Below are 21,632 nucleotides of genomic sequence, written 5' to 3' on the forward strand. Positions count from 1 at the left end.
AGTTTACCAGCCGAACCGCTCGATCCCGGAGTGTTCGCAGACCGGTTCGCGCCTGATCTGCGTCGCTCACGAGACCATCATGATCCGGGCCCTGGGCTTCGCGGTCCGCGACTCGGACTCACCTGTCGCACGGCGGCCCCGGCTCGCCCTCGACGTGACGGCTCGTCGCACATCGGCCCCGGCTACAGTGGCTCGTCGTGAGCGAACTCTTCTCGGATCCCGCCCCCGACGACGCCCGTGAACGCAGATCGCCTCGGTGGGTCCGCTGGAGCGGCTTCCTCGCGGGGGCGCTCGTCCTCATCGTCCTCACGGCTGTGGTCACGCTCGGCGTGACACGGCCGAACACCCCGACTCCTGACCCGGGGGACTCTGGTTCGGAGACGGCCGAACCGCACAACGACGTCCCGCTGGCCTTCGGCGCCCAGGACACGGTGGTCGCCACCACCACGGTTCCCGCCGGTCCGAGCCGCTCGCATCTCCTCCAGTTCGACGTCGCCGTGGGTGCGACTCCGACGGCGACTCCGCGCGCCGCCATGGTCGGGCTCCGGGTCGAATGCCACGACGAGAGCGGTCGTGTCGAGATGCAAGCAAAGGGCAACCAGACGACGAACATGTTCGTCTCCAAAGGGGGCTCCATGTCGGGCCAGGCTCTGTCTCCTGAGACCGATCAAGAGCTGCGCTGTGATCTCCTGGCTTCCGCGCCGTACATCGAGGTGGAGGAGGATGGCCATTCCTCACTTCCCCTCACCGCCGAGCTGCGGGTCGAACCGACCGACGGGGCACACCACCTCGCGCTGCACCGCTTGGACGACGCCACGCTCGTTCGCGAGGGCAGGACCGTCAACGTGCTGAGCCGACAGATCGATGAGCCCCGTGATCTCGAGCGGATGAGCACCACCTTGCGCCTCACATCCTGCACGGTGGTCGGGGGCTCCCGCGATCGGGGCCCCAACCGATGCACCGCGTCTATGACCGGCGAGGAGTCGTCCACGGTGCGGGTGAAGGTCATCGGCCGGTGGCTCGACGACGAGGGGGAGATCCGGTCGGCATCGACCTACTGGGACGAGGTCCTGGCCATCGACTATGACACGCACCATGTGCCTTGGACCCTTCGGCAGGACGCCATGGGCGACATGGTGCCCGAGGACGCGTCGAGCATGGTCCTCGTGGTCCAGGTCGAGAGCATCGCCGGGACCCCGTTCGTCGTCCACGCGGACGGATCAGACTCGGTGATCACCACGGTGCCCAGGGGGTCTTGAGCGAACTCCCGGGCTGCCGCGGTAACCTCGCGGCTCGACTCGAAGAATCGCGCGCGCATCAGATGTGCAGAGGGAGGTGCTTCATGGATCACGATGCCGTCCCCTTCGGGATCTCCGGCCCGCGCACCCATCGGATCTCGGACCTCCGCGAGGCCTATCGGCGGTACACCGAGCACGGGCTCGTCACCATGACGGAGAAGATCGCTGCAGAACGTGCCTATGCCTCGAACGACGCAGGACACTTCGCATGGGACGTCTCGTACCTCGTGCGTGCGGCGTGCATCGCCTGGCGCGCAACGGGAGACTCCAGCCACCTGCGCCGGGCAGCGAACTGGGCCCAGCACATGGTCGGCCGCACCGATGAGGCCCGTGGGGTCGAGGACTGGCGCGGCAGGAGCGCTCCGGTCTGGTCGGCAGGGAGTCGCTACACGGCCGGCACCGCAGTCGTCGGAGAGGTCGGAGGCGTGCCGCTCTCCCTCCAGGCGATGGCGGCGGGAGTGCGCATCGAGCGTCCCAGTTCCGGCACCGCGATCATCCACACGCACCGGCCGGATGGATCGGGCTGGTCCTCGCCTGAGGGCTCTCTACTGCCGGGCGAGAAGGACTATCTCCCGGATGTCCTCGCCCGCCGCAGCGGAATGCACTCGGTTCTCCTCCGAGGCCTTCCTGCACCCGTCGACCTGACCTCGCTTCCGGCGGGCGAGCACTCGCTCCAGGAGCAGATCGCCCCGCACCTGGTGCACACGGGGCTGATCGCGCGCGCCCTGATCGAGGCCGCCGCGACGATCGAGGACGCGGCCCGCGACGGCGTGACCACCGAGGTCGAGGCCGAAGAGCTCTACAGCGCTGCGCTCCGGGCGCTGCTCGTCCACGACGACGAGATCCGGACCCGGTCCGGGCAGTCGTGGTACGTCACCCCCGAGGACTTCCCCACCCGGCGTCTCGGTCTCGAACTGCCGCACAACCACGTAGTGGACGCCGCGACCTCCTTCCTCCTGCTGGGACGGCGCCGGGGCGATGCAGGTCTCGAGAGCCTGGGGACATCGTTGACGAGGCGATTCCTGAAGGAGATCACCGCTTACGACGTCGGGGAGCTCCGCCACCCCTGGTTCTACTATCCCGTTGACGCCGACACCTTCTCCGGGGTCTCACGCTCGGCGCCCATGGCTGAGCGATCCGTTCCCCCTGTCGCTCGAGGTGAGGACAGCTCCCACACGACGATGCGCGTCCGCGCGCTCCTCGAGTGGCGGGCCTTCGACAGGGACCTGGTTCCGGATCAGGCGCTGAGCGTGGTCGCGCTGGCTTTCCGGCGCTTCTTCATGGCCCGACGGAACGGGATGGCGTCATTGCGCTGGCTCCCCGGGGACGACAACGACTCGCCCCGCTTCGGTCACAGCGACACCTTCTCCGGTGCGTGGGGGGCACTCGCACCTTGGGACGCCACCATCAAGCGTCGCATCAACTCGATGGCCTACCGCCACCCTCCGACCACGGTCTTCGGAGCCACCGTGATCTCCGCAGCAGAGATCCTCGCACTGAATACGGGCACGCCTACTTGTGCTTCTTGGGATCGAACCTCTCGAGGGTGATCCGCTCGTCCTGATATGCGGGGATCTGATGCCATCTGCTCGGAGAGTGCGCCCATCGGTCCCGGTAGTAGCGCAGGAGGTCGCTTCCCGTCTCGTCGACGATCTTGCCAAGGGTGTCGACGTGGATCCAGTGGTACTGGTTCACCTGTCGACCGGCGATCCTCTTCCCAAAGTTGGTCGGATACGCGACATGCTCTGCATGAATCCACGGGACTTCGATGTCGAGCTCATTGATGCCCTCGACCACGTCGAACCGCCCGAGCTCGTGATGGAACCTGACCGGGAGTGCGCTGGTCAGCGGGTCGTATACGGCATCTCCGATCTCCACCAGGACGGATCCGGCACCCTGGGCATGCACCGTGAGGTGCACCCGGTTCGGTGCCGGCCAGGTCATCCTGCTCAACAGGAGGTTCGCCGACGTGGAGCGACCGGCGGGGATCACCCGTTCCCCAGCCTTCAGCGCCTCCCCGGCGGGATCGCCCTGGAGGTTGCCTGCGAAGACTCCGCTGCCCGGCATCTCGACCTTGCAGTCGGACAGCACGAGGTCGGTCTCCTGTGCGGTGAGTCGGAAGCTGGCACGCCCCGTGAGCTTGTACCGCGACGACGCATAGTCGGGGGCGTCGTAGAGCGCGATGAGGTCCTCGATCCCCTTGACGGAATGATGGAAGAGGTCCCATGCCTGGTCGTCGCGCATCTCCTCCGCATAGTCACGGAGGATGCAGGTCGCGGTGGTCCACCCGTTGAGCGTGCAGTCAGGCGCCTCCGAGGGATACTCCTCGATGACCAGCCCGCCGGCGTCGGTGAAACGAGCGACACCGCCCGCCTCCACCGGCACTTCGAGGCTCTCGAGGATCATCGACATCGGCTCCCGGAAGCGCTCGGTCCCCGGAAGCGCGAGGAGCTTGCGGAACGCTTCGACATAGCGCGCCTGGGTCAACCCGCTGTAGAAGGGCCGGGTGCGGCTGGAGACCTTCGTGGCGTCCTGGCTGTACACGAAGGCCAGCCCTCCCCCGATCTCGGTCATCTGATCCACCGCCGCATCCGCGACCCGGCAGGCTGCCGCGAGGTACGCATCGTCCTTCGTGCGGCGGTACTGCGCGATGTAATCGGCGATGACGTACGACCCGTAGATCGGATGACCGTAGAGCACGTCGCCGGTGCGGCGCCCGGGGTACCCGCTGGGGAGGAACTCGATGCGGTAGTAGTCCCACACGGCTCTGCGCGAGGCCTGCAGCGGAGGCAGCCCGACCTCTGCCTCGTTCGTGATGTACACCGTCTCGTCGCTCATTCCTGCTCGTTCCCTCGTGATCTCTGTCGGAATCTCACGTCCGTGTGATCGACTCCCTGTCGCTGCCAACATTGTCGCGGGAGCAGTGCGCGAAAGCCGCGCGCCCGCTCAGCTGCGGGCGCGAAGTCGCTTCACACGATCGGCGGTCCGCGCCGACGCCTCCGCGATCTCCTTCACGAACTCCCTGAAACTGATCTCCCAGATGACCCTGGTCAGCGTGGTCTCATGGATGGCAGTCGCGGCACCGTCCTCCGCTTCGCGGATCATGGTGCGCACCACCTCGCCGTCGAAGGTCTCGAGATCCGCGACGCCGTCCCGGATGGTCTCCGAGATCTCCGTCCAGTCCGGGTTCTCCCACATCTTCGGCGCCGTCCTGGTCTGTGACGTCCCCTTGTAGAAGGGGATCTCCGCCCATTCGGGGATGAGGGAGCGCAACAGGCGCCGGTGCACCTCACCGTACGGCACCACGTGCTTCATCGAATACATCGTGCGCGGCAGGAGCTGGGGTGAATACAACGGCAGGAGCGTGGATCCTGTCGCCTGCGGATGCGACCAGAACGGCATCTTGCTGAAGTGGTAGAAGTGATCGAGGACCATGAACGCGTCATCATGGCCGAGCGCGACCGCGTCCGCGAAGAACGACTCCACGACGGCGCGGGAATCGTTCATCGCACTGTCCGAGACAGCCCTCGCTCGCATCCCGGCCAGCTTCAGCAGCTGGTCGCGCCCTGCTTCCGGGCCCTTTCCGGCCAGCCTCTCGCGCACCGATTCCCCGATGAGGGTCCTTCCCTGGATCGCCTCACCCCCCAGCCCGTTGATCCGAGCGGCGCGCTCCGGCTTGAATCCCGCAAAGCCCTTCGCGCGGTAGGCGGACGTCGCGTTGTACGCACCTTCCCACGCACGGTGCAACGAGGCGTACCGTGCGAGGGCGCCATCCTCCGGAGACGCAGGAGGCGAGACCTGGTCCACCCGATGCCGGATGTCCTCGCCTCCGTGGCGCATGAGCTCTTGAGCTGTCGTCACCTCGCCGGGATCCGTGTTGACGGTGCGCACGGTGTCCACGACGCCCGCCCTGATCGCTGCGGCAGCGGTGACGCGGGAATCCTTCCCGCCGGACAGGTCCGCCACCGGCCGACCGTCCCACCAGGAAGCAGTCTTCGCCGCTCGGATCATTCCCTCGGCAGCGGCCGGATCGTCTGGGATCCCACCGTCGATCGAGGCGTGGATCCACTCGGGAAGGTCCGCTGACCTTGACACCCTCCCAGAGGCGTCGGCGGCGCAGGTGACGCTCGCGCGCATCTGCTGTCCGTCTCCGAGCAGCGAGTGCCCGGCGGCCGACCAGCCGAAGGTCGCCATGTCGCTCCAGGCCGACTCCGAGACATCGGGCGACATCCCTCCGAAGACGTGAGCGAGTCCGGGGCGACTGCTCCACAGGTGACCGAGCCCGGGGACGTCGAACTCGTACAGTCGCACCATGCCCAGTCGGTCGTTGACGATGCGCAGTCCTTCGGCGTCCCAGTGAAAGGCGGCACACGGAGCACCCATCTCCGCACGATCGACGACACCCCGGGTGACGTCCCTGGCCAGCGTGAGAGCGTCGACGCCGCTGTCGCGGCCGCCTGCTGCGGCCGGCACGTGGAGCCACGCCGCTCCCTCCGCTCCGCGGCTCACGACCGTGGGCCATGTGAGGTGCCGATTCTGATGGAGCCAGACGAGGAGACCGGACCGGCGATCCCCGATGTGCACCAGTTCGAGCTCAGTCGAGGCCAGGCGTGTCAGGTGATCATGAGCGCCCTCAAGACGAATGGCGAACTCGTCTGCCGATGGTGGGTGCTCCTGGTCGAACGCGTACGCGAGGACGAACTGACTGCTCGACATCAGCGTGCCTCCTTCCCGAACAGCTGCACGATCTTCCGCCAAGCCGACTGCAGGACGCTCGGCGACTCCTCCGGCATGGGAACCAGCTCACGGTACAGATCCAGCAGGTGCGGCTCGTAGTTCTGCCAGTTCTCCGCGGCCGCGTAGGCACCGCAGTTCTGCTTCATGCGCGCGAGGTCGGCGTCCGACAGCCCGTTCACGGCGTCGGCGATGTCCTGAGGATCGAGGCGGCGGTCCACTGTCACTCCGATGTCGTACTCATCGATCTTCCTCTTCATCTCGGGCATGTCGCTCGCGAGGATCGGAACACCTGCTGCCGGGTACTCCCAGAGCTTGTTCGGCGAGCAGTAGAGATGGTTGAGACCGGTGTTCTCGTAAGGGATCGTCCCGAGCGCCGCACCTGCCGTCCAGCTGAGGAGCTCGTCGTGAGGCGCACTGGGGACCATGGCCACTCGCGGCCTGCCCGGCGGACGGTCCGCGAGGTCCTCGGCGTGGGACCGGATCTCGTCCTCGAGCTTCCCCCACCCCATGAACACGAGGGTCCAGCGCTCATCAAGCTGCCCGGATGCCTCGAGGAGTGCGGGGATGCCCCGATGCGGGGAGTACCCGCCCTGGAAGAGCAGCACTCTCTGATCCGCGACGAGACCCGCCGCCTCGTGAAGTCGGCCGTCGTAGCTGGACTGCGCGACGCGCTCGACGGCGTTGGGCAGCAGCACGGGAGGCGGCAGCTGCGGGTAGTTCTCCCGGTAGAAGCCACCGATGCTCTGGTTGAGGGTGATGAATCCGTCGACGTACTCCACGTTCTCCCGGATGATCCGCGCGTTGACCGCCGCGCGGACGTCCTCGATGCTCGCGAGGTCCTCGTAGATCTCGTGAGCGTCCCAGACGAGCGGGCACCCGAAGGCCTCCTTGTACCGCTTCGCAGCGGTGAGTGCCAGATGATCGTGGATGTGCACGATGTCCGGCACGAAGGTGTCCCGGAGGCTCTCGAAGACGAGGTCGCCCTGAGTCCGGAAGGACGTCCAGATGGAGCTCTCGCGCCCGCGCTCGAGCCCCTCCTCCTCCACTCTCGCCCGAACACCGGTGAGGTCGCGGTGCTGAAGATGCACCGGCACCCCGTTCGGGAGGACGAAGTCCTCGGACTCCTCGGCCGTCAGGCCGAAAAGTCGCACGTCGTGCCCGCTGGTCTTGAGGGAAGCAGCGCCTTTCAGCACCCGAGCATCGCGCTTGACCTCGTTATGTACTACGACCGCGATTCGCATGGCTCTGCGTTCCTCCATGAGGGTTGGTGGCAGGTCGGCGGGCTGCATGCCGACATGCATGATCGTACCCACTCGACGACGGTGCGCCCGCCGCGCAAGAGGAGGAGCGGCACGGATGCGGGGCAGGTGGCTCTTCATGCCGAGGACGAACTGGGGCAGACCCTCATGGACGGTGCTCAGGGACGGCGCTGCCCGTCAACGGACCAGCTCCCACGCGCTGCTCCGCATCGTCTCGAGGCCGGCGACATGGCCGGGCAGGGCGTCCACGACGTAGGCCTTGTTGAGAACGGACTCGTGGACCGAGGCCCCCGCTCCGGCGTGCACCTCCGCCTCCAGCGCGAGCATCGAGGACTCGTCGAACCAGTTCTTCCACTCCTCGCGTCCATGGAGCATCCGCTCCATGGAACCGGGTGAGGTGTTCCACATCCTGTTCTGCTGGACGAGGTCGGACTTCTTGAAGTCCTCGGCGCTCGCCTTGTAGTACGGGTGCCCGCTCCATCCAGGCACCAGTCGTCGCGTCATCTCGGCCTGCATGAACCGCTCGAGCCTCTGTTCCGGTGTGAGCGCGATGGCTGCTCTCACGAAGTGGGGGTTGGCCAGCAGGACGAACGAGGTACCGGTCAGCTGCGAGTTCAGCCATCGTCGATACTTCGCCATCATCTGGAAGATGTTGAGAGCGGTAGCGTCACGCTGCCCGAGGGACCGCAGGAAGTGCGCCATGCCCTCGAGATATGCGTCCGTACTCTCCGCGACGCGCTGCACGTTGCACCGGGGGGCGAAGGCCTTGGAGATCCGAAGGACAGGATGGTCGAGGGACCGGACGAGAGCGAGCATGCGCTCATTCCCGTAATACATCGGGTGCATGATCTCCCCGTTGCCCCCGCCGATCGAGAGGACGCTCCGCCGCGGGGGTCGGACGATCGGCGCGCGGAGGTTGCCGGGGGCGAAGTCGCCGTCCCATTGCCGCAGCCCTGCGGTGATGCGGTCCTCGAGGGAGTATGTCGCGGTCCTGCGCGGATTCGTGGTCGTGACCCGGTGGACCAGCCCGCGCGCCTCCAGAGACCGCTCCTCCTCGAGCACCGAGACCAGGGACGTCGCCACGTCGACCTCGCCCTGCAGGTTGCCGACAGTGCTGATCCGGCCTGTGCGGCCACCCGCGATCCAGGCGGCCGCGGTCAACCGGGAGTCCTGGCCACCGGAGAGATGAACCGTCGGCACGCTCATGGTCAACGCACCGACATTCGAGGTCGAGAGCGCGAGCGAGGCCGCCACCGCGTCGAGGTCCGGCCCGGGACGTCCGGACTGGAAGAACTCCTCTTCCGTGGCATACCGGCGGCGCGAGACCTCGTCGTGGATGCCGACCGCGACGACCTCCGCGGGGCCGAGGCGTCGGACAGCGGTCATCGGAGAGTTGTCGAGCGGCCAGAAGCCGATCTGCGAGAGCACATCCGCCCCGAACTCGTCGACCTCGAGTGGGGTCGAGGAGAAGACGGAGACCATCCCGATGTGATTTCCGACCGCGACGAAGTCTTCGTTCTGCACGATGTAAAGACGCGAGAAACCGAAGACGTCGCACCACATCTCCATCCCACCGTCCTTCCACAGGGAGATGCCCGTGTACCCCGGGTGGACGGTGCGTCGGCCCACGTCGCTGCGCAACGTCGCCAGTGCCCAGCGCGGCCACTCGGGCTGGGTCACCTCCGTCTCGTAGGAGACGGGCGGCTGGGACAGCGCGAGTGCGCCGTGCTCGTCCTCGAGCCACGTGGGCGCGTTCCAGGTCTCCTCGAGCGCTCGGGCGTTGATCACAGCACGCCGCTCGGTCTTCTCCATCCGCGCGTGCTCGAGATCGAAGGCCTCGCCACCCATACGCAGCGCCGCATCCCACAGCGGTGTCAGGAGTGCTCGCCCGCGTTCCGAGATCGCCGCCACCCCGAAGTTGATGTTCACTATCCCTCGCCCTTTCCCTGGCTGACGGCTTTCGCCATCGTGGAACCAGGTCTCGGGATCTGACTATATGTCAGCTCGGAACCGCGTCAGGTGCTCTTTCGTGAGCGGCCGACCGGTCACGCCCGTCGTCCCGTCGCGCACCGGTCTCAGTGCGCGATCGCCCCCGCGATCCTCTCCCGCAGCTCGATGAACTCCGGGAGGCGTCGCATCTCCTCGCCGAGCGTCCTTCCCGCCTGCGCGGAGAACGTCACGTCCTGATCGAGCACCATCCGTCCTGGCCGCGCACTCATCACCAGCACGCGGTCGCCGAGGAACACGGCCTCGTCCACGTCATGGGTGATGAAGAAGACGGTGCGCTGCTGGGCACGCTGGATCCTCAGCAGGTCCGCCTGCAACCTGGCCCGGGTGATGGCGTCCAGGGCACCGAACGGCTCGTCCATGAGGATCACGTCGGTCTCGTTCGCGAGCACACGGGCGATCTGAGCACGCTGCTGCATACCGCCGGAGAGCTCGTACGGCTTGGCATCACCGGAATCGGCGAGCCCCACCAGCTCGAGATGCTCCTGCGCCTTCTGCGCGCGCTCCTTCTTGCCCACCTTGCGCACCCGCATACCAAGGGCCACGTTGTCCCTCACGGTGAACCACGGGTAGAGGTTCGGCTGTTGGAAGACGACCCCGCGCTCTGCTCCGGGCTTGGTGATGACGCTGTCCCGGTAGAGAGCGGTGCCGCCGGTCGGGCTGAGGAACCCGGCGATGATCTTCAGCAGCGTCGTCTTCCCGCAATCGGAGGGCCCCACCACGCAGACGAACTGCCCCTGTGGGATAGTCAGGTCGGTCTCCGCGAGGGCATGGACCACATCTCCCCCATCGGTCACGAAGCGCTGCGAGACGCCGTCCAGGGTGACTACAGGGGCAGCAGATGCCGTGTCGTTCATTCCGTGGCCTCCGCGATCGAGTCGCCGTAGGGCATCTCCGTGTAGACCTCGTCCTCCGCGAGTGAGTCGATCTCACCTTGGTCCGCGAGGAACTCGGCCGTGCCAGCGAGAGCAGTCGAGAGCCCGTCGCCGCCGAAGTACTCCGGCCCGGCCTGCTCGTCGAGGGAGGGGTACAGGTAACCGCCCAGGAGCTTCTCCGCCTCCTCCTGGGAGATGTCGAGCTGCACCGCGACCGAGGTCGCTGCCGCCGTCGGCTCCTCGTTCATCAGTCGCGTCCCCTCGGCCTGGACGAGAGTCCACATCTTCATGAACTCGGGGTTCTCGCTCACGAAGCTGTCGGTCCCTGCGATCAGATCGTAGGTGGGCGCTCCGAGTCCGGCGCTGTCCTCGCTGGAGAGGATCGTGTGGCCCTCCGCGGCCAGGAGCTCGGAAAGGGTGGGCTCCCACACCCACGCCGCATCGATCTCGTCCCTCTGCCAGGCTGCGAGGATCGCGTCGGTCGCCAGGTTGATGACCCGCACCTCACCGATCAGACCCTCTTCGCCGAGCGCCGTGAGCAGGGAGTAGTGCGCCGTCGATCCGAAGGGGACGCCGATCGTCCTCCCGGACAGGTCGGCGAGCTGTTCGACCTCCGGGTCCTTGACCACGAGCGACTCGGCATCGCCGATCACGTCGCTGATCCAGAGCACCCTGACGTCCTTGGAGAGCGGCGGCGACGCGGACTTCACGACAGGGCTGGAGCCGACCTGCGAGATGTCCAGGGAGTTCGAGCCGAAGGCCTGGATCACGTCGCCGCCGGAGTTCAGCTTGAGCCACGAGATGTCGGCCTCCGGCATACAGGCCTCGAGCAGCTGGAGGTCCTTCACCACCAGATCGCCGTTCGGGATCGCCTGCCAGGCGATGCGCGCGGTGGTCGTGATGGTGGGGTCCGGGTCGACGGGGCAGGCGACCTCTCCGGCGAAGTTGTCCGGGTGGCTGGTGCGCCCGGACTGGACGCAGCCGCTGAGCGCCAGCACCACGGCAACGGCGGCCGCGACGAGGCGCCCCGCGGTGCCGCGGGAGGAGGGAGGAGGGAGGTTCACGTCGGTCAGACCTTTCCGTGCCAGGGCACCAGGCGATCGCCGACCCCACGGATGATCCCGTCGAGGGCGACTGCGACGAGGCCGATCACGATGATGCAGGCGATCGTGAGGGCCGTGTTCAGCTGAGTGCCGGAGATGCAGGCGAGCCCGCCGATGCCGGGGATGCCGTTGTTGAGTTCGGCGGCGACCACCGTGGTCCACGCGAAGCCGACGGCGAGACGCACGCCGGAGAAGATCGAGGCGGTCGCTGCGGGGAAGACGACGAAACGCGCCACCTGGGTGGATCCTGCCCCCATCGATTGCGCGGCCGAGACGTAGTCCCCGCGCACCCCGCGCACCCCGTCGATCGTCGCGATCACGATCGGCGGGAAGGCGGCGAGGAAGAGCAGAAGGTACTTCGAGGTGTCCCCGATTCCGACCCACACGATGATCAGGCCGATGTAACCGAGCGGCGGCAGCGCCCGCAGGAAGTTCAGGTACGGGGCGAGAGCAGTGTTCGCCGGCTCCCACATGCTCATCAGGAATCCCAGGGCGGTGCCCGCGAGGGCCGCGAGGGAGACGCCGACCCCGATCCGCTGGAGCGAAGCGATCAGGTGCTCCCACAGGTAGTAGTTCTGGACGCCGCACACCGACCGTCCGGTGCTCTCCTCGACCACGAGGCAGCGGTTCGCGTCGATGAAGGCTCCCGCCACCGCCTGAGGCCCGGCAGGTAGAGCGGATCGACGAGCTCGATCGCCGTGATCAACCACCACAGGGCCACGACTACGAAGAGCACTCCACCCTGCAGCAGCCGGTTCCGCCGTCTCCGCCGGGACCGTCCCCGCTTCGCGGCCTTCCTGACGTGGACGTGCTGGGACTGCGAGGACTCCGCGTCCGCCACGGGCCGCGATGGAGGTGGCGCCTCGGCAGCCGCTCTTCCTGCACCGTTGTTCATGGCCGCTTCCGCTCCATCGTCTCGTGCCTGGTCGCCGGGGAGGGACTGCTCCGCCAAGCGACCCTTCACCGTCCACCCAGAATGTACGCGCCCCCGACTCATCTGCGCACGCGTCCCCGGGCCCCTGCACCCCGGGCGTTGCCCGACAGTTCACTCCCGGTGAGCGAGCGCCTTCCCATCCGGATCCCCCGAGCCGGTAGCGTCCCCCTGTTACGACCACCACCAGCCGTGTTCGGATCGTCGGCCCAGTACGACGTCACCGGACGCGACGAGGAGCTTCCCCGTGTCAGCACTGTTCGGCCTGTCCCTCATCGGGATCTTCTGCCTGATCGGCATGGCGCTGCGGCGCTGGATCCCCGCCTTCCGCCGCAACATGGTCCCGGCCTTCGTGATCGCCGGGTTCCTCGGCGCGATCGCGATGAACGCGGGCCTGTCCGGCGTGCTGGACGGGGTGGACGCCGAGCTGTTCACGATGCTCACGGCGCAGCTGTTCACGATCTCCTTCATCTCGATCGGCCTCACCCCGCCGCCCCCGGGCACGAAGGATGACGGCGGGCGCACGCAGAGGGTGCTGCTGCGCGGCGCCTGGGCGATGGGGCTCACCTGGACGCTCGTGTTCTCGATCCAGGCGCTGGTGGGCATCGGCGTGGTCGGGGCGACCGGCGGCCTCGGCGGGATGGACACGATCTACGGATTCATGGTGCCGTTCGCCTTCGCGCAAGGGCCCGGTCAGGCCGTCACCTTCGCCGGCATCTTCGAGCAGCAGGGCTGGACCGATGCCGTGGACGTGGGCCTCGCCTTCGCCTCCGCCGGCTTCGCCGCGGCGTTCCTGGTGGGCGTCCCGCTCGCGAAGTGGGGCATGAACAAGGGCCTGGCCACCCATTCGATGGGGATCTCCGACTCGGTGGGCAAGGGGTACTACCGCGAAGAGGAGGACACGGAGTCGATGGGCACCGAGACCACCTTCTCCGGCAGCATCGACACCCTCACCGTCCACATCACGATGATGGGCATCGCCTACCTGCTCGCCCACGGCCTGGCCTGGATCTTCGGCCACATCCCCGGCTTCGTGGGCGAGACCATCAGCGGGATGATGTTCATGAACGGCCTGCTCGCGGCGTACTTCGTGCGCTGGGTGATGGGGCGCCTGCGGGTGGAGCACCTGCTGGACCGCCAGATGCAGGCCAAGCTCACCGGCTTCACTACCGACTACGTCGTGGTCGCCTCCTTCATGGCCGTGCAGGCAGCCGTGGTGGTGTCCTGGCTGGTGCCGATCCTCGCCACCTGCCTGATCGTCACCGCACTCACCGTGGGGCTGTGCTTCGTGATCGGTCAGCGCTACGGCAGCGACCACGACTTCGAGCGCACCATGGGCATGTACGGCACGCTCACCGGAACCACCCCCACCGGCCTCGCACTGGTGCGGATCCTCGACCCGCGCATGCGCACCACCACCATGGCGGAGATGGGACTGATGAACCTCCCCGAGCTGCTCTACATTCCCGCGATGCTCGTGATCTCGGGGGCCTTCGCGGGCGAGCTCGGACTGCCCGCCGCCGTGGCGGTGATGGCCGCGCTGACTCTCGCCTACTTCGTGATCATGCTGCTCACCCGCAGCTTCGGCCGGCGCACCTGGAACCTCGGCGGGCCCGTCGACGAGCGCGCCGAGCGGACCGCAGAACCGACCTCACCGTGAGCGCGGCTCCCGCCGCCGCCCACCACCCCCTCGAGCGAAGGAGCTCTCCCATGGAGACGATCTACCACTCCGGCCGCATCCTTACGATGGTCGGTCCCGACGACGCCCCGGAGGCGGTGCTGGTGCGAGAGGGGCGGATCGCCGCCGTCGGCGCCCGGGGGGCTGTGCGCGCTGCGGCGTGCCCGGAGGCCGACGAGGTGGATCTCGCCGGTCGCACCCTGATGCCCTCCTTCATCGACCCCCACGGGCACCTGCTCCAGCACGGCATGCTCGCCGCCCTGGTGGACCTGGAGCACGCCCGCAGCATCGCCGAGATCGTCGGCGCCTTCCGCGAGCGCCTCGCGGGGCGCCACGCCGAGGACCGCGCCCCGTTGGTGGGGGCGAAGTACGATCCGCAGCTGCTGGCAGAGGGCCGCCACCCCACCCGTGCGGATCTCGACGCCGTGAGCACCGAGCTGCCGGTGTTCGCCCTGCACCGCAGCATGCACGTGGCCGTCGGCAACTCTGTGCTGGTCGACGGCGCGGGCCTCACCGCCGAAACCCCGGATCCCGAGGGCGGACGCTTCGGCCGTTTCGCCGACGGCACGCCTGACGGGTACGTCGAGGAGCATCCCGCGATGGCCGCGTACCTGCCGATCCTCTCCCCGGGCGGTGGCGGGGGCCTGCTGCCCGCCGGGGTCGCCGATCCGCTGCGGGCCGCCGAGCTCGCCGTGGCCGACTACCTCCGCCACGGCATCACCACCGCCCAGGAGGGGGCGGCGGACCCATCCACCGTCGAGGGACTGATCGAGGCCTCCCGTGCCGGGGCGCTGGGCCTGGACGTGGTGGTCTATCCCGTGGTGCAGTCCGGCACCTCCGCCTTCGACCAGCACTCCGAGTACGCGGGCGACTACCGCAGCGGGCTGCGCCTGGGCGGGTACAAGATGATCCTCGACGGCTCTCCGCAGGCGCGCTCGGCCTGGATGAGCGAGCCCTACGCACCGATCGAGGGGGATGAGGAGCCCGGCTGCGCCTATCCGATCCACACCCCCGCCGAGGTCGAGGAGTTCACCCGTGCCGTCGCCGGGCAGGGCAGGCAGCTCATCGCGCACTGCAACGGGGACGCCGCTGCGCAGCTGTGGGTGGAGACCGCCGAGCGCATCGGCGCGGAGATGCCGGCGCTGCTGGAGGCACGGCCGGTGATGATCCACGCCCAGACGGTGCGGGACGACCAGCTGGACCGCATGGCGCCGCTGGGGATGATCGCCTCGATCTTCTCGGTCCACACCTGGTTCTGGGGCGACGTGCACCTGCGGAACCTCGGCCCCGAGCGCGGGCGGCGCATCTCCCCCGCCCGCTCGGCGCTGGATCGCGGCGTGCGGGTCACCCTGCACCAGGACACCCCGGTCACTCCCCCGGACATGCTGCTGACGATCTGGGCGGCCGTGAATCGGATCAGCCGCACCGGGCAGAGCATCGGCCCGGAGCAGCGGATCTCCGTCTGGGAAGCGTTGCGCGCCGTGACCTGCGAGGCGGCGTACCAGTACGGCGAGGAGGAGTCCAAGGGGCAGCTCCGCGAGGGGATGCGGGCGGACATGGTGATTTTGTCGGCCGATCCGCTGGCAACGGCGCCGCAGGACTTGCGAGAGATCGCAGTCATCACCACGATCAAGGACGGAGTCGTCGTGCACCAGGCGTAGACAGCTGGCCTCGTCGCCCTCCACCCTTCCGTACAGTGACGACGTCATCCCTGAGTCCCCCGAGAGGTCCCCTCATGAAGATCCTGTCCGTCGTGGGCGCGCGCCCGCAGTTCGTCAAGCTCGCCGCGATCGCTGATGCGGCCGCGCAGCGGGAGGACGTCGAGCACGTCATCGTCCACACCGGCCAGCACTACGACGCCGCGATGAGCGATGTGTTCTTCGCGGACCTGCGGATCCCGGCGCCGGACGTGAACCTCGCCGTCGGCTCCGGCTCCCACGGCCGCCAGACCGGCGCGATGCTGGCCGGGATGGACGAGGTCCTCGAGGAGCACCGCCCCGACTGGACCCTCGTCTACGGCGACACCAACTCCACCCTCGCCGGCACCCTGTCCGCGGTGAAGATGCACCTCAAGGTCGCCCACCTCGAGGCCGGGCTGCGCTCTTTCAACCGTCGCATGCCCGAGGAGCACAACCGCGTCCTGACCGACCACGCCGCGGACCTGCTGCTGGCCCCCACCGACGTCGCCCGCGACCACCTCGCCGCCGAGGGACTGGCCGAGCGGACCGTCGTCACCGGGGACGTGATGACCGACGTGTGCCTGCGCGTGGCCGCCTCGGTGAAGGACGCCGAGCCCGCCCTGCCCGAGGGCATCGACGCCACCGCCCCGTACGCGGTCGCGACCATCCACCGCGCCGACAACACCGATGACCCCGAGCGCCTGACCGCGATCATCACCGCCCTGCAGGCCCTGGAGATGCCGCTGGCCCTGTTCGCCCACCCCCGCCTGGCCGCCAAGGCCGAAGCGGCCGGGATCCAGCTCGCCGGCGGCGCCGTCCACGTCGGCGACCCGGTGGCCTACCCCGAGCTGATCGGCGCCGTGCAGCGTGCCGCGGCCGTGGTCACCGACTCCGGCGGCCTGCAGAAGGAGGCCTACCTCCTGGGCACCCCCTGCTCCACGGTCCGCACCGAGACCGAATGGGTCGAGACCCTCGAGAACGACTGGAACCGACTGGTCACCGACCCCGCCCAGCTCACCGCGGCCGTGTCCCGGCCCCGCCCCACCGCCGAGCGGCCCGCCCACTACGGCGACGGACACGCGGCCCTGCGCAGCATCGACGCCCTCCGCGAGCACGCATGACCCGGAGCCGGCGGACCCTCGGAGCGGATCACGCTCCGGGGGCCCGCTGAGCTACTCGGCGGGCTGCGACCGCGTCAGGCGCTGGATCTCTCCGACGAGGATCTCCCGCTCGCTCTCCCAGGTGTTCTCCCGGCCGAAGGTCTCGGCGTTGCGCCGGTAGGCCGGATACCGCTCGGGGTCGAGGACCGCGCGCACGGCATCCGCCAGCTGCGCGGGATCGAAGGGGTCGTACACCTCGCCGCAGCGGGCCGTCTGCGCGATGCGACGCAGCTCCGGCAGGTCCGCTGCGACGAAGGGGATGCCGGCGCCCGGATACTCGAAGGCCTTGTTCGGCAGTGCGTACTCGTTGTTCCGCGAGACCGGCTGATACGGGATGACCCCGACGTCCGCGGCCGCGGTGTATGCGGGCAGATCTCCCGGAGGCACGGCCGGCAGGAAGTGCACCCGGTCCAGGATGCCCAGTGAATCCGCCAGGGCGGTGAGCTCGTCGAGTGACCTCCCCCTGCCGATGAGGACCAGGTGCACCCCGTCCGCGAAGTGGGCGGCCGCGCGGACGAGCACGTCGAGCCCTCGGCCTGCGACCAACCCACCCTGGTAGATCACGACCTTCTCGTCCCGTCGGAGCCCGGCCAGGGCACGGAGGTCGACGGGGTTCGCACGCACCTCCTCCGGCACGGCCGGGGCCGCGTTGCGCAGCACGGTGCCGCGCACCCCGTAGCGCTTCTCGTACTCGTCGCGGATGGTCTCGTTGACGACCACCACCGAGTCCGCGCGCCGGAGATATGCCTTCTCCACGGGCCACAGGGCCTTCCGCTCGTAGGGGCGCAGCGTGGTGCTCTCCAGGTAGAGCTCGTGACAGTCGTGCAGGTGAGGGACCCCGAGCCGCCGGGCCGCGATGTTCGCCCCGACGAGTCCGGGGAGGTCGGAGCTCACCACGAGATCCGGGTGATGCTCGGCGATCCTGTCCGGGGAGAGCCGCCAGAACTCCACGAAGCGGTTGAGGAGGTGGACCTGCTTCAGCTGGTCCCGGATCGCCAGGTCCCGCTTGCTGCGTGAGTCGCCGGCGAGCTTCCTCCAGCGCTTGTGAGCACGCGTCGACAGCTCGTCGAGCCTCTGCCTGGTCTCCCGGCCCGTCTCCGAGGTCCATCCTCGGTGGAGCAGCTGTGTGCCGGGCACGCCCTGCGTCATCCAGGCCGGGGCATCCGGTGCGGGCGCGCGCACTGTCAGTGCCCGTTCCTTCTTCTCGCGGTCCCAGGCGACCTGGCGTTCGTTCTTCTTGCGCGTCATCCGGGACTGATAGCGCACTGCCATCGACCGGACGTCGACGAAGTCGGCGCTGAGCTGCGGGTGCTCGAGACCCTGGAAGAAGTCGCCGCGGGGGGTGGTGTTCACGACCGTCACCTCGAACCCGAGGTCGAGCAGGGTGAGGATGTTCCGGCGGATGCGTCCGGCGATCTGAGGCTTCATCGCCACCACGACGGCCCGCCGACCGTCGCCCCGCCGATCCGCGGGCCGCGGCGCAGGGATGCTCACGACATTCTGCGGCTCGCGGAGCACCACCTGCCCGTCCGGATCCTCCGGGCGGTCCTCCGCCCCGACGGCGCGCGCGCCCTGCGCGCGGTGACCGGCGCGCTCCCCGGACTCGGCCGCACGCTTCCGGGACCGCGACCCCTTCACGAGAGCCGGATCCGCCGGGCCCCGATACCCCAGCTCCTGGTAGACCCGGTAGTACTTCAGGACGTTACGGTCCCAGGTGCGGTGGCCGCGCACCCAGCGGGCGCCGCGCACTCCGAGGTCCCGGCGGAGCTGGGAATCCTCGACGAGCGACACCAGCTTCCGCCCCAGATCACGGGAATACCCGGCGCGGAAGGTCTGCGCCGCGCCGGAGTCCTCCGCGATCTCCTTCAAGGCCTCCACATCGGACAGGACCACGGCCCTCCCAGTGGCGAACGCCTCGAACGGCTTGAGCGGCGTGACGAGATCGGCGACGGAGGACTTTCCTCGCGGCACCACGAAGATGTCGATCAGTCCGTAGTACCGAAGCACGTCATCGTGCGGCACGGCGCCGGTGAAGATGACGTTCGTGGTGCCCGTCCTCTCGGCGTGCGCACGGAGCGCCTCGAGGTGCTTGCCACCACCCACGAGCAACAGATACAGCGGGACGGAGACCCTCTCGGCCGCCAGCCGGAAGCCGTCGACGAGCGTCTCGATGTTCTCGTACTCGACCATGGAGGAGACGTACCCGACGGTCACGGCTCCCTCGGGAAGCCCCCACCGGGCGGCGAGCGCCGGGTCGCGGTCCTGGATCGGGAACTCCTCGGGATCCACGGCGTTCGGCACGACGGAGACCTGCTCCTCGCGCAGGGCGCCTCCGGCCGAATCGAGGATGTGGTCCCTCATCACCCCGGCGAGCGTGATGTTGCGATCGGTGAGGGTTCGCGCCGTCTCCTCAGCACGCTTGCGCAGCGCGTAGGCCGAGGGGAGCCCGTAGGTCTCGAGCAGGCGATCGGCATCCCGGCCCCAGCCGTTCGCTGCGATCGCCCGGGTCAGCCAGGACTCCTCCCAGAATCCCCGCGTCTCGTACACGGTGGGGATTCCGTACGCCTTCCCCACCACGCTGACGATCACCGCGTTCTGGAAGTCGGAGTGCGCGTGCAGGATGCTCGGACGGAGGCGTCGCACCAGCTTGCCGAACTCCTGGATGTCGTGCTGGAGCCATTGGTCGATCGGCACGCCGGCCCGGTGCGGCCCGGGGAGCCGGTAGTAGTCGACGTCGTCGATCGTGAAAGGGACCGCCTCCCGCGCGGAGTCCGCGACGATCCCGGACTGGCCGACCACCACCGCAGGCAGTCCGCGGCGCACCTGAGCCTGGGCGGTGTAATGGGTACGCAAGGTGTATCCGGACTGCGTCTCCGACAGGAGCTTGCCCACCATGTGCACCACCGGACCGGACGCGTCATAGGCCGGGGAGGCCGGCAGGTCCGCGCTCACGCTGTCCGGCCGGGAGAAGACCGCGATGTCCTTCTCCAGCGCGTGCACTGCCTTCCGATCGCTGCCGCGGCCAGACTTGTCCGCGATCTGCCGGAGCGTCGTGGCCGCGAGATCCCAGTGCCCGGTCGCCTTGAAGAAGCGATAGAGGGACCGCAGAGTGCCCAGGTCCCTGTTCATGAGCCCGCGATAGTTCCGAAGCAGCGGAGCCGTCTCCAGCAGCCGGCCCTCGTCGAGATAGTGCTCGAACAGCTCGGTCGCCTGCTCGGGCGAGAGGAAGGAGCGTGGCCTGCGGCCGAGCTGCAGCGCCGTCTCGGTGCTCAGCTCCCACGATCTCCCGGTGCGAGTCCTGACCTCGGCCAGCTCGGCACCCACCCGCTCGTCGAGCTCGGTGAGCTGCGCAGCCACGGACGCCCTGAACTCCGTGCTCGCCTCCTCCCGCGCCTCGGCGGCGGCATCCGCCCCACCCATCTGCTCCTCGAGGGTCGCGACGCTCCGGTCGAGATGGGAAATCCTGGTCGAGCTCCGATCCCTGCCGCGAAGGATCCGCTCGATCGCGGCGTTTCCCACCAGCACCGCGCCGACCACCGCGAGGAGCCCGATCCCGGCAGTGACCGCGGCGAGGGCCCACGACCTGGTCACCGCTGTGGCGAGCAGCAGCCCGAGGAGGACCAGCGCCGCTCCCCCGAACACGACGGAGACAACGCGAAGCTTCGCACGCATCAGAATCCTCTTCCTCCGGGACGTTTCGGGTCCTCGGTCCGCACTCGTGGGCTCAGTCGCTCTGGCCGGTGAAATCTGTCGGGCGGGGACCGTCAGCGAACTTCCATCGGAGGGCGCTGATCGTGCGCTCTGCCGCGCGGCCGTCCCCGTAGGGGTTCACCGCGTTGGCCATCCCGGCATAGGTCTCCGCGGAGTCCATGAGGAGGGACACCTCATCGACGAGGCGCTGGTGCTTCGTGCCGATCAGCTTCACCGTGCCCGAGACGACCGCCTCGGGGCGCTCGGTGTTCTCCCGCATCACCAGCACCGGCTTGCCCAGGCTGGGTGCTTCCTCCTGGACTCCCCCGGAATCGGTGAGGACGATGTCGGCGAGGCTCAGGGCTCGGGTGAACTGCGCATAGGGAAGCGGTTCGATCAGGAGCACGTTGTCGAGCCCCGCGAGCGCCGGGCGGATCGAGGCACGCACCTTCGGGTTCTTGTGGATCGGGAAGACCACCGTGAGGTCCGGATACTTCCGAGCCAGCTCCGCCACGGCACTCCCGATGTCCTCCATCGCGGAGCCGAGGTTCTCGCGACGGTGCGCGGTGACCAGCAGGATCCGGCCGCCGTCTCCCCGTGCGACGGCCTGCTGGAGCGACTCGAGCCGCTCGTCGTCGAACTGCACCTCGAGGGTCGCGGTGGCGATCAGCAGGGTATCGATCACGCTGTTCCCGGTGACGACGATGTCGTTCTCGCTGATGTCCTCCCGGGTGAGGTTCGATCGGCTCGTCGAGGTGGGAGCGAGGTGCAGCGAGGCGATCTGGCTGGTCAGCTTCCGATTCGCCTCTTCGGGGAAGGGCGAGCTGATGTCGCCGGAGCGAAGACCTGCCTCGAGATGGACGACCGGCACCTGTCGGTTGAACGCGGCGACCGCCGCACCCATCACGGTGGAGGTGTCGCCCTGGACGATCACGACGTCCGGCTGCTCGGACTCGAGGATCGCGTCCACCCCGCCGATCACCTTCGCGACGATGCCGTTGAGGCTCTGCCCCGAGGCCATGATGGCGAGGTCGTGGTCGGGGACGATGGAGAACATCGAGTTGACCTGGTCGAGCATCTCACGATGCTGGCCAGTGGCCACGATGATGTTCTCGACGCCCGGCTCGCGCTCGATCGCCTTGATGATCGGGGCGACCTTGATCGCCTCGGGGCGCGTGCCGTAGATCGTCATGATGCGTAGTGTCATCGGAACCA

At 68.4% G+C, this 21,632-nt stretch carries 14 protein-coding genes; 5 read left to right on the forward strand and 9 right to left on the reverse strand.

Annotated elements, in window-relative coordinates; all coding sequences use genetic code 11:
• Positions 1 to 197: 197 nt before the first annotated feature.
• Positions 198 to 1,259, forward strand: coding sequence for a hypothetical protein (locus tag ACT3SP_RS15160; RefSeq protein WP_444588139.1), 1,062 nt, complete (start codon positions 198 to 200; stop codon positions 1,257 to 1,259).
• Between the two features lie 83 nt (positions 1,260 to 1,342).
• A complete protein-coding gene (locus ACT3SP_RS15165) occupies positions 1,343 to 2,848 on the forward strand; it encodes a hypothetical protein (protein ID WP_444588140.1) in 1,506 nt (501 codons plus the stop codon).
• Here the strand turns inward: ACT3SP_RS15165 and ACT3SP_RS15170 are convergent.
• From ACT3SP_RS15170 to ACT3SP_RS15200, 7 genes are all read right to left on the reverse strand, one after another.
• Positions 2,811 to 4,136: a D-glucuronyl C5-epimerase family protein gene (locus tag ACT3SP_RS15170; protein WP_444588141.1), complete on the reverse strand. Its 1,326-nt coding sequence runs from the start codon at positions 4,134 to 4,136 to the stop codon at positions 2,811 to 2,813. The genes ACT3SP_RS15165 and ACT3SP_RS15170 overlap by 38 nt on opposite strands.
• Positions 4,137 to 4,244: 108 nt before the next feature.
• Positions 4,245 to 5,681 (reverse strand): hypothetical protein, encoded by a 1,437-nt coding sequence (locus tag ACT3SP_RS15175; RefSeq protein ID WP_444588142.1) that lies wholly within the window; start codon positions 5,679 to 5,681, stop codon positions 4,245 to 4,247.
• 332 nt (positions 5,682 to 6,013) lie between these two features.
• Positions 6,014 to 7,276: a glycosyltransferase family 4 protein gene (locus tag ACT3SP_RS15180; RefSeq protein WP_444588143.1), complete on the reverse strand. Its 1,263-nt coding sequence runs from the start codon at positions 7,274 to 7,276 to the stop codon at positions 6,014 to 6,016.
• Positions 7,277 to 7,471: 195 nt separating this feature from the next.
• Positions 7,472 to 9,223 carry a hypothetical protein gene (locus tag ACT3SP_RS15185; RefSeq protein ID WP_444588144.1) on the reverse strand — a complete coding sequence of 584 codons (1,752 nt, stop codon included), beginning with the start codon at positions 9,221 to 9,223 and terminating at the stop codon, positions 7,472 to 7,474.
• 146 nt (positions 9,224 to 9,369) lie between these two features.
• Positions 9,370 to 10,158 carry an ABC transporter ATP-binding protein gene (locus tag ACT3SP_RS15190; RefSeq protein WP_444588145.1) on the reverse strand — a complete coding sequence of 263 codons (789 nt, stop codon included), beginning with the start codon at positions 10,156 to 10,158 and terminating at the stop codon, positions 9,370 to 9,372.
• Entirely contained in the window at positions 10,155 to 11,240 is a 1,086-nt protein-coding gene (locus ACT3SP_RS15195) for a taurine ABC transporter substrate-binding protein (RefSeq protein ID WP_444588146.1), read from the reverse strand. The genes ACT3SP_RS15190 and ACT3SP_RS15195 overlap by 4 nt, the downstream gene beginning before the upstream one ends.
• Before the next feature lie 5 nt (positions 11,241 to 11,245).
• The gene (locus ACT3SP_RS15200) at positions 11,246 to 11,932 is read right to left on the reverse strand and encodes an ABC transporter permease (RefSeq protein ID WP_444588147.1); all 687 of its coding nucleotides are present in this window, start codon (positions 11,930 to 11,932) and stop codon (positions 11,246 to 11,248) included.
• A 525-nt stretch (positions 11,933 to 12,457) separates the two neighbouring features.
• On the opposite strand from ACT3SP_RS15200, the gene ACT3SP_RS15205 reads away from it, so the two are divergent.
• From ACT3SP_RS15205 to wecB (ACT3SP_RS15215), 3 genes are all read left to right on the forward strand, one after another.
• The gene (locus ACT3SP_RS15205) at positions 12,458 to 13,870 is read left to right on the forward strand and encodes a sodium/glutamate symporter (RefSeq protein WP_444588148.1); all 1,413 of its coding nucleotides are present in this window, start codon (positions 12,458 to 12,460) and stop codon (positions 13,868 to 13,870) included.
• 50 nt (positions 13,871 to 13,920) lie between these two features.
• Positions 13,921 to 15,549, forward strand: a complete 1,629-nt coding sequence (locus tag ACT3SP_RS15210) for an amidohydrolase (protein ID WP_444588149.1) — start codon at positions 13,921 to 13,923, stop codon at positions 15,547 to 15,549.
• A 74-nt stretch (positions 15,550 to 15,623) separates the two neighbouring features.
• A complete protein-coding gene (gene wecB, locus ACT3SP_RS15215; protein ID WP_444588150.1) occupies positions 15,624 to 16,688 on the forward strand; it encodes a non-hydrolyzing UDP-N-acetylglucosamine 2-epimerase in 1,065 nt (354 codons plus the stop codon).
• A gap of 51 nt (positions 16,689 to 16,739) precedes the next feature.
• On the opposite strand, the gene ACT3SP_RS15220 is transcribed toward wecB (ACT3SP_RS15215), so the two are convergent.
• Both ACT3SP_RS15220 and wecB (ACT3SP_RS15225) read right to left on the reverse strand, forming a co-directional pair.
• Positions 16,740 to 20,399, reverse strand: coding sequence for a glycosyltransferase (locus tag ACT3SP_RS15220; RefSeq protein ID WP_444588151.1), 3,660 nt, complete (start codon positions 20,397 to 20,399; stop codon positions 16,740 to 16,742).
• Positions 20,400 to 20,451: 52 nt separating this feature from the next.
• Positions 20,452 to 21,624, reverse strand: a complete 1,173-nt coding sequence (gene wecB / locus ACT3SP_RS15225; protein ID WP_444588152.1) for a non-hydrolyzing UDP-N-acetylglucosamine 2-epimerase — start codon at positions 21,622 to 21,624, stop codon at positions 20,452 to 20,454.
• Positions 21,625 to 21,632 lie beyond the last annotated feature (8 nt).

It is taken from the genome of Brachybacterium sp. AOP43-C2-M15 (assembly GCF_052446295.1).
Lineage (GTDB): Bacteria > Actinomycetota > Actinomycetes > Actinomycetales > Dermabacteraceae > Brachybacterium.

Excerpts from the sequence above, each read along its gene's own strand:
- ACT3SP_RS15165 (WP_444588140.1), top strand. The coding sequence starts at position 1,343 with ATGGATCACGATGCCGTCCCCTTCGGGATCTCCGGCCCGCGCACCCAT.
- ACT3SP_RS15170 (WP_444588141.1), bottom strand. The coding sequence starts at position 4,136 with ATGAGCGACGAGACGGTGTACATCACGAACGAGGCAGAGGTCGGGCTG.
- ACT3SP_RS15175 (WP_444588142.1), bottom strand. The coding sequence starts at position 5,681 with ATGGGTGCTCCGTGTGCCGCCTTTCACTGGGACGCCGAAGGACTGCGC.
- ACT3SP_RS15180 (WP_444588143.1), bottom strand. The coding sequence starts at position 7,276 with ATGCGAATCGCGGTCGTAGTACATAACGAGGTCAAGCGCGATGCTCGG.
- ACT3SP_RS15190 (WP_444588145.1), bottom strand. The coding sequence starts at position 10,158 with ATGAACGACACGGCATCTGCTGCCCCTGTAGTCACCCTGGACGGCGTC.
- ACT3SP_RS15210 (WP_444588149.1), top strand. The coding sequence starts at position 13,921 with ATGGAGACGATCTACCACTCCGGCCGCATCCTTACGATGGTCGGTCCC.
- wecB (WP_444588150.1), top strand. The coding sequence starts at position 15,624 with ATGAAGATCCTGTCCGTCGTGGGCGCGCGCCCGCAGTTCGTCAAGCTC.
- ACT3SP_RS15220 (WP_444588151.1), bottom strand. The coding sequence starts at position 20,399 with ATGCGTGCGAAGCTTCGCGTTGTCTCCGTCGTGTTCGGGGGAGCGGCG.
- wecB (WP_444588152.1), bottom strand. The coding sequence starts at position 21,624 with ATGACACTACGCATCATGACGATCTACGGCACGCGCCCCGAGGCGATC.